This window comes from Vibrio sp. V10_P2A27P122 (assembly GCF_963874335.1).
Classification (GTDB): domain Bacteria; phylum Pseudomonadota; class Gammaproteobacteria; order Enterobacterales; family Vibrionaceae; genus Vibrio; species Vibrio anguillarum.
In genome coordinates, this window is the sequence record NZ_CAWNHY010000308.1 from 1 (window position 1) to 13,707 (window position 13,707).

Sequence of the window (13,707 nt, forward strand, 5' to 3'; positions counted from 1 at the left end):
ACATTATTATTCTCCTTGATTGAACATATCAGCCCCATCAATGGGTGCTGGTTGTTTTCTATAAGGCAATTAACAAGCCAACATGACACATTTCATTAACAAGCCAGTAACCATAAGGTGTCACCAGCTATTCAGTTAACAACAACCCATAGAATCTTATGATAGAAAGCAAAAATGGGTAGAAAATGACCCAAGGAATATGAATTTTGGGTGGGAAATGACACCCAGCTAAATCCATCAGAGGGTGGCGATGAGAATGACGAAAAAATGTGAAACAGGAAGGAAGCGCACCCTCCGCCCAAACAGCAAGCCTAGTTTGGGCACTCCCCCCGAGCTCTTTATCGGAGAGCGCGCTAATTGGTTAGAACCGACAGATTATGTTAGTAGCACACAGAAAGTGGTGTGCTACAAGAAGAGGGTGAGCAGGCAGGCTAAAAAACCTACCCACTCTGGGGGTTAGGGCTACATCGCAGCTTTCACCGCTTTCGCTAGTTTTTGTGCTGCTTGTTTTGGATCCGCTTTTGGATCATTGAAGAAGTTCGTTACGACATCAAAAATCGCGCCTTGGGCATAGCTGGTTGTCGACATACCATGGGCAATACTGGGCACAAGGTTGTTGGACTTAGCCGTCGCTTTAAAGGCCGCCATTGAGTCCAACGCGCACTGGTCAAATTTTGACATATTCATATCTGTGCGTACCGGGATCGAGCCTTTGTTGAGGTTAAATACCTCTTGGAATTTAGGATCTAGGATCGTGGCGGCTAGCGCTTTTTGCGCCTGCTTATTGTCTGCATCAGTTAGCTCAAAAAAGACAAAACTATCGACATTATGGATAAATTGATCGGCCGTACCTGGCGCGGCCACGCACAGGTAATCTTTACCCGCAACTTTGCCCGCTGCGGTAAACTCCCCTTTTGCCCAGTCGCCCATGATCTGCATCGCCGCTTCACCATTTATCACCATTGAAGTCGCAACGTTCCAATCACGGCCTGGAGAGTTAACATCAATGTAGTCATGAACTTTTTTAAACTGGCTGAACACGTCAACCATTTTGTCGCCCGCGAGCACAGCCATATCGAGCTCAACAAACGCTTTCACGTAATCTTGTGAGCCAAGAACGCTCAACGCCACCGTTTCAAAAACCGTCGCGTCTTGCCAAGGTTGACCACCGTGCGCCAGTGGCACATAACCCGCGGCTTTGATCTTATCGCCCGCAACAAAAAACTCGTCTAACGTAGTTGGCACTTTAGCACCCACTTTAGCCAGTACCACAGGGTTAACCCACAACCAGTTGACGCGATGCACGTTAACTGGCACGGCCACATACTGGCCATTCCACTTCATGACATTGGTGATCATCGGTGGTACGACTTCATCCCAACCACCCTGTTTGGCTACATCATTAAGATTCGTGAGAAAACCAAGCCCCGCCCATTCTTGAATATCGTGTCCTTTAATTTGAGCCGCCGACGGTGGGTTACCCGACACCGCGCGCGTTTTCAATACCGTCATGGCACTTTCACCACCACCACCTGCGACAGCGAAATCTTTCCAACTATGGCCTTGCTGCTCCAACATTTCGGTGAGCACAGCTATCGACTTGGCTTCGCCACCGGAAGTCCACCAATGGAGTACTTCCACTTCACCAGCGTGAGTCGAAGGGATGAAAGAAACAGAGAGGAAAGATAAAGCAAGCAGAGTGTTATGAAATTTCATCATCATCTTCCTTGGTTTTGATTCGGCAAACCTGATTCGCAAACTTTTATTAACCATTAAAGTGCTGATCGTTTACCTACTAGTCTAATCAAAGAAAATTTTTTTCGTTGAAACAAACCGTAATTTTAACGTAACGAAAGCGTTACACTACACCGCTAACGTAGGTGGGATAAAGACTTGTGCTTCCAGACCACCATGAGCTGGATTGCGTAAAATGAGATCTCCGCCGTGTCCATGTAAAATACTTCGGCATATTCCAAGGCCAAGACCGTGGCCTTGATCATCATCGGCAAGGCGAAAATAGGGCTCAAAGACCGCTTCTAATTTATCTATCGGGATCCCCGGGCCTTGGTCTTGGATGGTGATAACCACCCACTCTGGATTTTCTTCCAACTTCACCCACACTTGCTGACCATACTTCACGCCATTGCCAATCAAGTTTGTCAATACTCGTTGAATAGCTAAAGGCTTAGCGATTATCGGTTCAAGCTGTGTAGGCGTAAAATGGACCACTTGGCGAGTTAAGTTGTACCCTTCAGCAATCGTCTGAATCATCTCATTGAGATCAATACTGCTGTTATTTTCGTGTAAATCGGTATCTCGCACGCACTGCAATGCCCCTTTAACCATCATCTCTAGCTCATCGAGATCGCGGTTAAATTTTTCGCGCTTAACATCGCTTTCGAGCAATTCAGCCCTTAGGCGTAAGCGGGTGATGGGTGTTTTTAAATCATGAGAGATGGCCGAAAACAGATGCTCTCTATCGGCCACGTAACGTCGAATTCGTTGCTGCATACGATTGAATGCGCGGGTCGCCGTGATCAATTCTGTCGCCCCCTCTTCACGCAAGGGACGCTGGGCAATATCCATACTCATCTCATTCGCCGCTTTGGCTAAATTTCTCAGTGGCCGAACTTGGCGGCGCATAAGCAAGTAGGTCAACGCTAACAAAATAGTGGTGGAAAAAAAGAGAAATAAGATCTGCTCTTTTCTTAACAGAGTGTCATCCAGTTTCACGTATGGGGCGGGAAGTAGCGCCGCCACGTAAACCCATTCATGGCTTGATAGTTCGATTTGCACCACCAACACTGGCGGGTTTAGCGGTTCAAGTGTGAGTGTATGGTAGGCCCACGACTTGGGTAAGTCGCTGAGAAAAATATCGTTTTTTAGTAACCGCAAATGTTCTGGTTTGGTAAATTCAACTTGAATACTCTCAACGTTATTGAGCTTTTGTTGCAACACTTCCCTCACTGCATCGACTGAAGCTCGCTTGAGCGGCGTATCGATAATCGGCTCCACAGTCAATGGCTCTTTATTGAATGAGACAAAAAAACGGGTTCCCCCCATATTGCGAATTTGATCCAGCACGATATGCCGATACTTGACGGGTAGTGATTGAAAAAAGGTCACGGTGGAAGCAAACATACCTGCCATGCTAGAAGAAACGGAACTGATCCCTTCCAACTCTTTTTGTTTAGATTGGCTGTACCAAATCGCCGTTGCAATGCCCTGCGCTATCACCACCGCCAACAAAGTCAGCAGCAGTGTTCGTGAGACAAGAGAGTTGGGTTTTAAGCGTGAAAAGAGACGTCTTAGCGTCATTTTTAATGGCCGTAACTGACCGGAACGGCCAAAATATAACCGTTGCCACGCATGGTTTTAATATAGTGAGGGTATTTTGCACTATCACCCAATCGCTGACGTAAACGGCTAAGTTGCACGTCGATACCTCGCTCAAAAGGGAGCGCTTCACGTCCACGAGTAGCAAATGAGATGGTATCGCGATCAAGCACTTCCTTAGGCCGGGTTAAAAACAGCATCAGTAGTGCAAAATCACTGCCCGACAAGTCATGCTCATCGGCACGCTCTAGATGTGTAATTCGGTGTGACAAGGTATCGAGCTGCCAATCACCAAACGTAATTTGTTTGGGCAACGCATCGGTTGTTTTTTCATCATTGACTTGTACCCGGCGCAGCAAAGCCTTGATGCGCGCCATTAACTGACGCGGGTTAAAAGGTTTCGCCACATAATCATCCGCGCCAATTTCTAAACCAATGATTTGGTCAGTTTCATCAGAAACCGCGGTCAACATAATGATAGGAACGTTCGAATGACGACGGATTTTTTGGCATAAAGTAAAACCATCGTCTCCGGGCATCATCACATCCAACAAAATAAGATCGGGATAACTGTTGCGTTCCAAATAGGCTAATAGCTCGATGCCATCCGCGGTGGTGACGATATCAAAACCAGACTTCGTCAAGTACTCATCTAATAATTGCCGAATCTCTTCGTCATCATCCACGACTAGAATGCGCGTTCTTGCCTGCATGTCCACTATCCATATTTTCAACTGATCGGCCTAGTGTAGCTATAGGCCATTTTTTTGATTATTGATATTTATGTAAAGTTTGAATTCTGTCTAGATAGAGATCACAAAATGCGTTACTTATGAGGAACAACTGATTTCCATTTTTTTCCCCCATTCAGGAGGAAGCTGGGCAAAATGACTCTTTTCCGGCTGCTCGGCATAAGGGTTGGCTAACAATTGTACTAATTGGTGCACTTGTTGGTAATCACCTTGTTCTGCTTTATCGATCGCTTGTTGAGCCAAATAATTACGCAAAATATATTTCGGATTCACTTTTCTCATCTCTGCGCAGCGCTGCTCAATCGAAATTGCGTTCCCCGAACTGTCGATTTCTCGCTCACAACGAGCCAGATACTGTTCAAGCCAAGACTGAGCGGCAGCGCGGTCAATGAAGAGATCCAATACAGGTTGCTCCCCTTCTCGATCCAAGTTGGATAGTTGCCGGAAAAAGCGAGTGTAGTCGGTGTGATTTTTGGTTAATAACTCAAACATTTGCTCAAACAACACAGAATCACCGGACAGAGAGGCCAACACCCCCAATTTACGACGCATTTGCTGGCTAAAATAACGGCCGAGCTGCGCTTCAAACTGAGCGAGAGCCGCTTCCAGATCGCTTCTTTCCACTAACGGTGACAATGCATGTGCTAAAGCGGACAGGTTCCACAACGCCACACGCGGCTGCTGATCAAACGCGTAGCGGCCTTGATAATCGGAGTGATTGCCAATATAAGTCGGTTCATAATCGTCGAGAAAAGCAAAAGGACCGTAGTCAAAGGTTTGACCGAGGATAGACATGTTGTCGGTATTCATCACACCATGGGCAAATCCAACCGCTTGCCAATCGGCAATCATCTTAGCAGTACGCTCAACAATGTGACTAAACATGGCCGCATAAGGTTTTTCTTGTGTAAGGCAATCAGGGTAATGCCACTCAATCACTTTATCAGCCAGTTGCTTTTGCTCTGCTAATTGGTTGGTATAGAAAAAATGTTCAAAATGACCAAAGCGAATATGGCTCTGCGCTACACGTACCAGCAGCGCCCCTCGCTCTTGTTTTTCTCGATAAACGGGCGTGTCACTGCTCATCATCGCTAATGCTCTTGTGGTCGCAATCCCAAGACCCGCCATCGCCTCACTACACAAGTATTCACGAATAGTGGAGCGCAGTACGGCGCGGCCATCCCCCATACGCGAATAAGGCGTAAGCCCTGCACCTTTCAAATGCAGATCATACACTCCACCCGTTTTACTCTCGATTTCGGCCAACAGTAACCCACGGCCATCACCTAGATCAGGGTTATAAATACCAAATTGATGGCCCGCGTATTTCATCGCTAATGGCTTAAATTGCGCGGGAATAACTTGGCCAGACAGGCTGTGCAGTAGCTCATCATTAGGTTGTGTTGGTAAAGACAAATCCCCAGCCAGTGAGGCATTCCAAGCAACCCAACGCACATTGTCTAAAGGCGCTGGGTTCACTTGAGAATAAAAAACCGAGGGTAATTCACCATAGCGAGTGTGCAGTGTTACTTGATCCCAAATCGACATGCGAAGTCCTCATAATATGGTTTTTGGTTAGACTTTTGCACGTTAGCAAATACTTGAGCTCTAGACTAGGGTATTATTAGGCAAAGTTGTCACCTATTACAGGTCACATTCAAGGTGAAGTCGATGTTATCCATTTTTGATATTTTTAAAATTGGTGTGGGCCCTTCTAGCTCACACACCAATGGGCCAATGATTGCAGGCTATCAATTTAGCCAAATCATTGCTGATTTAACGCAAGTGGCAAGAGTGCAAATTGACCTTTACGGTTCATTATCACTTACAGGACGTGGCCACCACACTGATCGCGCCGTGATATTAGGTCTGCTGGGCAATAAGCCTGACACCATCAAAATCACCAGCGCCAATCAAGCGCTAGCGCATGCTATTGAACACGGTGAGCTTAATTTAGCGGGAAAAAAGCTCATTCCATTCCAGCTAAAAACTGACCTCCTCTTCCAAAATACTAATCTTCCCTTACATGAAAATGGTATGACGATTACCGCTTTTGGAGCGCAAGGAGAAACGCTAGCCTTTGAAACTTACTACTCGGTGGGAGGCGGTTTTGTTGCTACCGCCAAAGAGTTGGAACACGGTAGTGCAAATGCACCCGTGGAGGTCGAATTTCCTTTTACTTCTGCTGATGAATTACTCTTTAAAGCCGAAAAACATGGCTTAAGTTTAGGCAGTCTCGTTTTGCGCAATGAAATAGCGTTTCATGATCTTGAAACGATTAACCACAAAGCCGATCAAATTTGGAAAGTGATGTCGCTCTGCATGCAGCGCGGCTTTGAAACGGAAGGCATTCTCGAAGGTGGGTTGCATGTCACGCGCCGCGCACCAGCACTGCTCAAAAAGCTGGAAGCTAACGCGGCGATTGAAAGTGACCCAATGGAGATCATGGACTGGATTAACCTGTTTGCTTTCGCGGTCAGTGAAGAAAATGCAGCGGGAGGGCAAGTGGTCACCTCGCCAACCAATGGCGCGGCAGGAGTGATACCCGCCGTATTAATGTATTACCACCGCTTTATCCGAGAGCTTGACACTAAGCAGTTGAAAGATTTTCTCGCCGTGGCTGGCGCTATTGGTATTTTGTACAAAACCAATGCTTCTATTTCGGGGGCCGAAGTAGGCTGTCAAGGGGAGATTGGAGTCTCTTCCTCAATGGCAGCGGCAGGGTTGACCGCACTAAGAGGTGGCAGCAACGAACAAATTTGCATGGCGGCTGAAATTGCCATGGAGCATTCATTGGGTATGACATGCGACCCAATGGGTGGCTTAGTTCAAGTCCCTTGCATCGAACGCAATGCAATGGGAGCCGTGAAAGCGATTAACGCTTCACGCATGGCCTTAAAACGGACCAGCAAATGCTTAATTTCTCTAGATAAAGTGATTGAGACCATGTACCAGACGGGGAAAGATATGAATCGGAAATATCGTGAAACCTCGTTAGGCGGCTTAGCGTTAATCCACCTATCACCACCTTGTGAGTAGTAATACCGTTCAATCCTCATCAAGCCCTGTGTGAATACAGGGCTTGTTTAAGCGGTAAATTCAGGAATGCGTAACTCTTGGTTCTGAGTAATCGCTTCTCGCTGCACAATCCACTGAAAGCTGAGCGACAACACACAAATCTCAACCGCACAAACTACTAACCAGACGAGTGACAATAGTAATGTCAATGGCAGAAAATGCAGATTAAACAAGGGCTGTAGTAGTGCGTTGATAAGCATGGGGATCACGCCTATCAGCACAAATAGTGCTTTGGCGTGGGGCTTTGACATTTGCCACGCGACACTCAAACCTCTAGGTTGATGATCTAGTGCTGTTGCTGGCAAAACTAATGACCAGCGGGAGATAAACCAGCCAATAGGCAGCATTGCGGCATAGGTACAAAGCTGGATTAACCACATTGGCATAGTCACTATATTTGCCAGCGAGCCAATGATAAACATGGGTATGATTAGAATGGCAAACAGCATAGCGCCTAAAGCAGCCCACCATCCAATAAAGCGCAATTCACGCGAACTTAAATAAAAAATCGTGCTCAAACGGCAAGATTTTTCACCCAGCAGAACCAAACGATGCAAGCGCACTGTCGCCATCGCCGCCGTTACCGTATAAAGCACATAAACAATGACATTCGTTAATGTGAACAACTGTTGTGGATCATCAAAGTCAACAACACCAATCGTGAAATAGAGATTCACCACCAAAAAAGGTGAAGATTGCAGCATGAGAGTCAGCCAATTTTTTTGGACTAATTTTAACGCACTGACCACAGTATACTGAATCGGTAGCTGCTGATATTCCATGAATCTATTCCCTGACAAATAAGTAAGGTTAATATATCGAAAATAGATCCCACTTGTTCTAAAAGCTCTGTGATGCCAATCCAACTCCCTGCACTCATTGATAACAATCTTATTGGTATCTCATATTAGTGACTCGGCAACGAGGCGCTATTCTGAATAAAGAGACAATCGCTGACACTGAGGTATCTCACCGCATTTGAAAAGTTCATGCTAGAATGCGCCGAATTTGCGATGAGTTGCACTCAAAGTATTAGGGCGTAGCGCCTTACGATGAGAAAGCCATCGCTTGCTAACTGTTTTGACTTTTTAACTCTGAGAGCCCGCATGCCATTTTCCAACCTAGGATTGAGCGATCCAATCTTAAAAGCCGTTCACGAACTCGGCTATTCTGCCCCAACACCGATTCAAGAACAGGCAATCCCAGCCATTTTGACGGGTAAAAATGTCATTGCGGCAGCGCAAACCGGCACGGGTAAAACCGCTAGCTTTGTACTGCCCATTTTGCAGATGCTTAGTCAAGGAACAACTCAGCGCGCCAAACGTGTTCGCGCATTAATTTTAGCGCCCACTCGCGAATTGGCTCTGCAAGTGGAAGAGAACGTCACTCAATACGCAAAGTATCTGCCCTTAACCTGCCTTGCGATGTACGGCGGTGTCGATTCGCAAAAACAAAAACAACGCTTGATTGAAGGGGTGGATATTTTGATCGCCACGCCGGGGCGCTTGCTTGATATGTATGGCCAACGCGCCGTTCATTTTGATGAGCTTGAAGTGTTGGTGATGGATGAAGCTGACCGCATGCTCGACATGGGTTTCATTGAAGACATCAATAAAATTGTTGATCGCCTACCACTAAACCGTCAGAACTTGCTGTTTTCGGCGACCCTTTCTCGCCCAGTGCGCGAGTTGGCCAAATCAGCCATTAATGATCCGATTGAAATTGATGTCGCTGGTTACAACCGCACGCCAAATCAAATCGAGCAGTGGATTATCACTGTCGATAAAGATCAAAAATCTGCACTACTGAGCCATTTGATTACTGAAAACCAATGGCAACAGGCGATGATTTTCATCGAAACCAAACACGGTGCGGCAAAGCTGGCGAGCCAACTGGAAAAGCGTGGCATTGCGGCAGAGGCGTTTCACAGTGGCCGTAGCCAAGAAGTTCGTGAAAAATTATTAGCCGATTTCAAAGCAGGTAAACTGCAATTTTTGATTGCAACGGGCGTTGCCGCGCGCGGTATTGATATTGATAACTTAGAAAGAGTGGTGAATTACGACTTGCCTTATCCTGCGGAGAACTACATTCACCGTATTGGACGAACCGGTCGTGCTGGTGCAACCGGTGAAGCAATTTCTCTCGTATCACGCGATGATTTTAAAAACTTGTGCATGATTGAAAGCCGCTTAGGACATTTGCTTGTGCGTAAAGAAATTGAAGGTTTCACACCGAAAAAAGACGTGCCTATTTCCATTTTAAATTACCACTTGAAAAAGCGTGATAACGAGCACTCAAGTGCACCGCGTCGTAGCCCTCGCCCTAAACAAGAAAAACGCTCATAAGCATAATGCTTCTTTACAAATCCCACCGCCCGGTGGGATTTTGTTGACTAAACCATTCCCGCATCACACTTTTACGCCTTCTTTCTCTCTACGCCCCAAAATCACTACTCAAGGATGATTCTGTCTTCATCAACTTCTATTAGCCTGCAACTCATCTCCTATTTCTCGCATCCCATCATCGCTTAGGTTGACACGTTATGGCTTACAACAAATACACTATCTATCAAGTTTTCACGCGCTTATTCGGTAATACAAACTGTTGCTACACACCTTGGGCAACGAAAGAACAAAATGGCGTCGGTAAATTAAGTGACTTCACTGACGATGCACTCAATGCAATTCATCAACTTGGGATCACTCATATTTGGTATACCGGTGTTTTACATCACGCACTGGTGGGTGATTACCGTGCATGGGGAATAGAGAATGATCACCCAAGTGTTGTCAAAGGTAGAGCGGGCTCGCCTTACGCCATTAAAGACTACTATTCGATAACCCCTGATTTAGCCGACGACCCAGCTCAGCGTAATCACGAATTTGAAGCCTTGATTAAGCGTACACACCAAGCGGGTATGAAAGTCATCATCGACATTGTCCCTAACCACGTGGCGCGCCAATATCAAGGGCTCAATAACCCTGTCGGAGTCAATGATTTTGGTGAAAATGATGATACCAGTGTGCAATACGCCAGGGACAATAACTTCTATTACCTACCCGACACCTCCTTTAAACTGCCAGATATTCCCACCTCATTGCTACCGTTGGGCGGTGAATGCCACCCAGATTTAGCCACCCCGTTTTACGAACACCCCGCAAAATGGACAGGCAATGGATCTCGTTTAGCCAAGCCGAACATCGATGATTGGTATGAAACCGTCAAAATAAACTACGGCATCAAACCTGATGGAAGCAAAGATTTTACCGAACTTCCGCAGCAATACCGTTTTCTATCTCACCTTGAACACGCCGTTTTCTGGCAAGACAAAAGTGTCCCGGATTCATGGCGTAAATTTCGGGATATCGCTCTTTATTGGCTCGATAAAGGCGTGGATGGCTTTCGTTATGATATGGCCGAAATGGTACCGATTGAATTTTGGAGCTATCTCAACTCGGCAATTAAACTACACAACCCCGATGCTTTTTTAATGGCAGAGGTGTATCAGCCAGATTTATACCGCGATTACATCCAGCTCGGGAAAATGGACTATCTGTACGACAAAGTCGACCTTTACGATAGTCTCAAAGCCATCATGCAAGGACACGGCTCTACCAAAGAGATTGGTCGTATTGAATATCAACTGCGCGACATTGAGCATCACATGCTGCATTTCTTGGAAAACCATGACGAGCAGAGAATTGCCTCGCCTGAATTTGCAGGGGAAGCACATAAAGCACGCCCAGCCATGTTGATTTCAGCCTGTTTATCCAGCTCACCAACCTTGCTTTATTTTGGGCAAGAAGTGGGCGAACCGGGAGCGGAACATGCCGGCTTTGGCCAGCCTTCTCGCACCTCTATTTTTGACTATATCGGTGTTCCACAACACCAAAAATGGATGAATAACGGCGCATTTGATGGTGGCCAATTAAACGAGAGCGAGAAGCAGCTGCGCCATTTCTACTCAACATTACTGAATTTAGTCAAACAGAGCCCCGCACTGACCGGTGAATATCATGATCTGTACGCCGCCAATGTTGAACACTTCTCCGACCAACAAGATTACTTATTTGCCTTTGCTCGCTCTAACCCGTCACAAAAGCTGATCATCGCAGCGAACTTCAGTGCCACAAGTGGCAAAACCGTAAAACTGCATTTACCTAAAGCATTGACCACTTATTGGCAGTTAACCTGTGGTGAGCACACTTTATTCGATCCGCTAAATCAACAAACGCTGACGCTCTTCGTCAACGAACAAGAGAGCTATGTGATGATCGACTTCACCCCACTTTCGACCCATTTCATGGTTCTCAATAATATTTAAACCTCAAAGAGAGTCATTGGTCTTCTTTCAATACAACAAGCCAGCATCTTCATCGTGCTGGCTTGTTTTGCTAAACGCTATAAGGTTAAGGCTTGCTTTAAGTGACTTTCATTAACACGGGCTCTTGATCAGATTCCCGCTCATGCTGATTGGGCAAAATGCCTAAAGTATGTAAAAAGGTTTTGAGCATGATGGCGTAAATGAACATCATAGGAAGGCCTGCGACCACACAAAGCGACTTAATGGTTTCAATCCCTCCCCCAGCCAAAAATACACTTAAACTGATCAGCCCAATCGCACAGGCCCAAAGCAATTTTACTCGATTATCGGGATCACCATTCAAAGCCAATTCATTGGTGGTGAGCATCGCCGTCGCAACACTCGCACTGGACATAGTGGTCAGCATCAATAAAAACTGAATGAGCAGAAATAGCCCAAGCACCCCATTTCCCCCAGGCAAGGTTTTTATCAATGAAACCACTGCGTAGGTTAAGCCACCTTCTGCCATCCAGCCCTGAACGGGTAAACCGCCCAGCATTTGAGCCCACACCGCATAGCCACCAAAAATGGAGATAAAAAATGCGCAGCCCAAAGCGCCCATCGAGATGGTGTACAAAACCACTTCACGAATCGTTCGTCCACGAGAAATTCGCGTGATGAATAGGCCCATCATAATCAAGTACGCGTAATACCAAAACCAATAGTACTGAGTCCAGCCTTGTGCAAAACCACTTTGCTGAACAGGGTCTGTCCACAATGACATTCTAAAGAAATTATCCAACATCACGCCCAGCGAGTCAGTGAAACTATTAAGAATGAAAGAAGGTTGAGTCGCCAATAATACAAACAGGGCAAACAACACTGCCATGCTGACTGTCCAGTTAGAAATCATGTTGATACCTTGATTAAAACCAACCCCCATCACAACCACTAACGCCGCCACAAAAAGCACAATAATTGTGCCTTGTAAGCCAAGGCTATTCTCAATCTGTAACAGCTCTGCCACACCGGCGCTGACCAAGGTCACAGTTAAGGCTAGCGAGCTAGCAAACGCGGCCAACGTACCAAAAATCGACAATAGATCGATACTTTTTGCCACCAAAGGATGGTCACCCACTACCGAAGAACACAAACTGGAAACTTTTAACGTGCGTTTTTTTTGTACATAAAATGCATAAGCAAACGGAATCGCTGGAAAGCAGTAAATCGCCCAGCCTGTAATGCCCCAATGAAAAATAGAGTAGGTAACGGCCCATGCCGCAGCAGGATAACTATTAGGCTCAGCAAATAACGGCGGTGATTGTAAGTAATACATCGGCTCACCTATCGCCCAGTAGATGAGTGACGCCCCGACACCAGCGGTAAAAATCATCCCGCCGTAAGAAAAATTACTGTATTCAGTTTTTTCTTCACCTAAACGAATGCGGCCGTATTTCGAACACGCCAGCCACAATAAAAAAAACACTAACGCCAAACTTGCCATCTGTACTAACCAGCCAAACCAGTGGCTCACCCAGCCCATAGCTTGCGCCGCCATCGCTTGAGAGGTGGCTGGATAAAGCGCAGATACCGTTAACAAAACAAGCACTAACGCAATCGCAGGAAAAGCCAATCCATAATTAAGATTTTTCAAAACTGCGCCTCCATTCATAAAGTGCTTGAATATGGCGAGGGGTGATGCCACAACATCCACCGATCACGGTTGCACCGAGGGCATACCACTGCTTGGCAAATGCGAGATAATCTTCTGCACTAAACTCACGCATGGCTTGTACGGTTTCGTTAGCGGCGTGATCCGATTTAATCGGCGTAAAACTGTTTGCATAAACGCCGATTTCAATCTTTTGCGCTCGGCCTTCCAACACCATTTTCGCCTGTTGAATGGCATCAGCCATCACCTCAGGTATTGAGCAGTTAAAGAAAATACCCGCCCCACCCGCAGAATAGATTTGTTCTGCGGCTTCAGACACTGACTGCCCAGAACGCAATTGTGCGATATTAGAGTCATCTTTCAGAGTCAGTGCGTAATAGCAAGGCTTCGTTGATGAGGCAAACACCGATTGAATCATGCTCAACTCTTCTAAACTGGCAATCGTCTCCGCTAACCAGACGTCCACATAAGGATCTTGTGCTTGATACAAAGTGAGTGAAATCGCTCGTGCGACTTCGGCTTGAAAGAGATCAGGCCGATAGCTTCCCATAGCCGGTGGCATAGAA

General features: G+C 46.3%; 10 protein-coding genes. 3 read left to right on the forward strand and 7 right to left on the reverse strand.

The window, feature by feature from the left end; all coding sequences use genetic code 11:
- Window positions 1–462: 462 nt before the first annotated feature.
- From AACQ17_RS17090 to AACQ17_RS17105, 4 genes are all read right to left on the reverse strand, one after another.
- Entirely contained in the window at window positions 463–1,716 is a 1,254-nt protein-coding gene (locus tag AACQ17_RS17090) for an ABC transporter substrate-binding protein (RefSeq protein WP_094147495.1), read from the reverse strand.
- 147 nt (window positions 1,717–1,863) lie between these two features.
- Complete coding sequence (locus AACQ17_RS17095) at window positions 1,864–3,318, reverse strand: ATP-binding protein (protein WP_017044591.1); 1,455 nt, start codon at window positions 3,316–3,318, stop codon at window positions 1,864–1,866.
- A 2-nt stretch (window positions 3,319–3,320) separates the two neighbouring features.
- Window positions 3,321–4,049 (reverse strand): response regulator, encoded by a 729-nt coding sequence (locus tag AACQ17_RS17100; protein ID WP_026028047.1) that lies wholly within the window; start codon window positions 4,047–4,049, stop codon window positions 3,321–3,323.
- A gap of 117 nt (window positions 4,050–4,166) precedes the next feature.
- The gene (locus tag AACQ17_RS17105; protein WP_094147511.1) at window positions 4,167–5,636 is read right to left on the reverse strand and encodes a protein adenylyltransferase SelO; all 1,470 of its coding nucleotides are present in this window, start codon (window positions 5,634–5,636) and stop codon (window positions 4,167–4,169) included.
- Between the two features lie 123 nt (window positions 5,637–5,759).
- Here AACQ17_RS17105 and AACQ17_RS17110 point away from each other — a divergent pair, with 123 nt between their 5' ends.
- Window positions 5,760–7,127 (forward strand): L-serine ammonia-lyase, encoded by a 1,368-nt coding sequence (locus AACQ17_RS17110; protein ID WP_029189727.1) that lies wholly within the window; start codon window positions 5,760–5,762, stop codon window positions 7,125–7,127.
- Window positions 7,128–7,174: 47 nt separating this feature from the next.
- On the opposite strand, the gene AACQ17_RS17115 is transcribed toward AACQ17_RS17110, so the two are convergent.
- Entirely contained in the window at window positions 7,175–7,948 is a 774-nt protein-coding gene (locus AACQ17_RS17115) for a hypothetical protein (RefSeq protein WP_019282010.1), read from the reverse strand.
- 324 nt (window positions 7,949–8,272) lie between these two features.
- Between AACQ17_RS17115 and AACQ17_RS17120 the strand changes: the two genes are divergently transcribed.
- Both AACQ17_RS17120 and AACQ17_RS17125 read left to right on the forward strand, forming a co-directional pair.
- The gene (locus AACQ17_RS17120; RefSeq protein WP_026028635.1) at window positions 8,273–9,511 is read left to right on the forward strand and encodes a DEAD/DEAH box helicase; all 1,239 of its coding nucleotides are present in this window, start codon (window positions 8,273–8,275) and stop codon (window positions 9,509–9,511) included.
- A gap of 197 nt (window positions 9,512–9,708) precedes the next feature.
- Window positions 9,709–11,490, forward strand: coding sequence for an alpha-amylase family protein (locus AACQ17_RS17125; RefSeq protein WP_094147512.1), 1,782 nt, complete (start codon window positions 9,709–9,711; stop codon window positions 11,488–11,490).
- Between the two features lie 97 nt (window positions 11,491–11,587).
- On the opposite strand, the gene AACQ17_RS17130 is transcribed toward AACQ17_RS17125, so the two are convergent.
- Entirely contained in the window at window positions 11,588–13,123 is a 1,536-nt protein-coding gene (locus tag AACQ17_RS17130) for a BCCT family transporter (RefSeq protein WP_094167605.1), read from the reverse strand.
- Window positions 13,110–13,707 (reverse strand): homocysteine S-methyltransferase family protein (locus AACQ17_RS17135; RefSeq protein WP_094167607.1); only part of this gene is annotated, 598 nt, incomplete at its 5' end. The genes AACQ17_RS17130 and AACQ17_RS17135, both read right to left, overlap by 14 nt.

What these genes read in the sequence shown, in the direction of transcription:
- AACQ17_RS17090 (WP_094147495.1), bottom strand. Translation starts at nt 1,716, where the DNA reads ATGAAATTTCATAACACTCTGCTTGCTTTATCTTTCCTCTCTGTTTCT.
- AACQ17_RS17095 (WP_017044591.1), bottom strand. Translation starts at nt 3,318, where the DNA reads ATGACGCTAAGACGTCTCTTTTCACGCTTAAAACCCAACTCTCTTGTC.
- AACQ17_RS17100 (WP_026028047.1), bottom strand. Translation starts at nt 4,049, where the DNA reads ATGCAGGCAAGAACGCGCATTCTAGTCGTGGATGATGACGAAGAGATT.
- AACQ17_RS17105 (WP_094147511.1), bottom strand. Translation starts at nt 5,636, where the DNA reads ATGTCGATTTGGGATCAAGTAACACTGCACACTCGCTATGGTGAATTA.
- AACQ17_RS17110 (WP_029189727.1), top strand. Translation starts at nt 5,760, where the DNA reads ATGTTATCCATTTTTGATATTTTTAAAATTGGTGTGGGCCCTTCTAGC.
- AACQ17_RS17115 (WP_019282010.1), bottom strand. Translation starts at nt 7,948, where the DNA reads ATGGAATATCAGCAGCTACCGATTCAGTATACTGTGGTCAGTGCGTTA.
- AACQ17_RS17120 (WP_026028635.1), top strand. Translation starts at nt 8,273, where the DNA reads ATGCCATTTTCCAACCTAGGATTGAGCGATCCAATCTTAAAAGCCGTT.
- AACQ17_RS17125 (WP_094147512.1), top strand. Translation starts at nt 9,709, where the DNA reads ATGGCTTACAACAAATACACTATCTATCAAGTTTTCACGCGCTTATTC.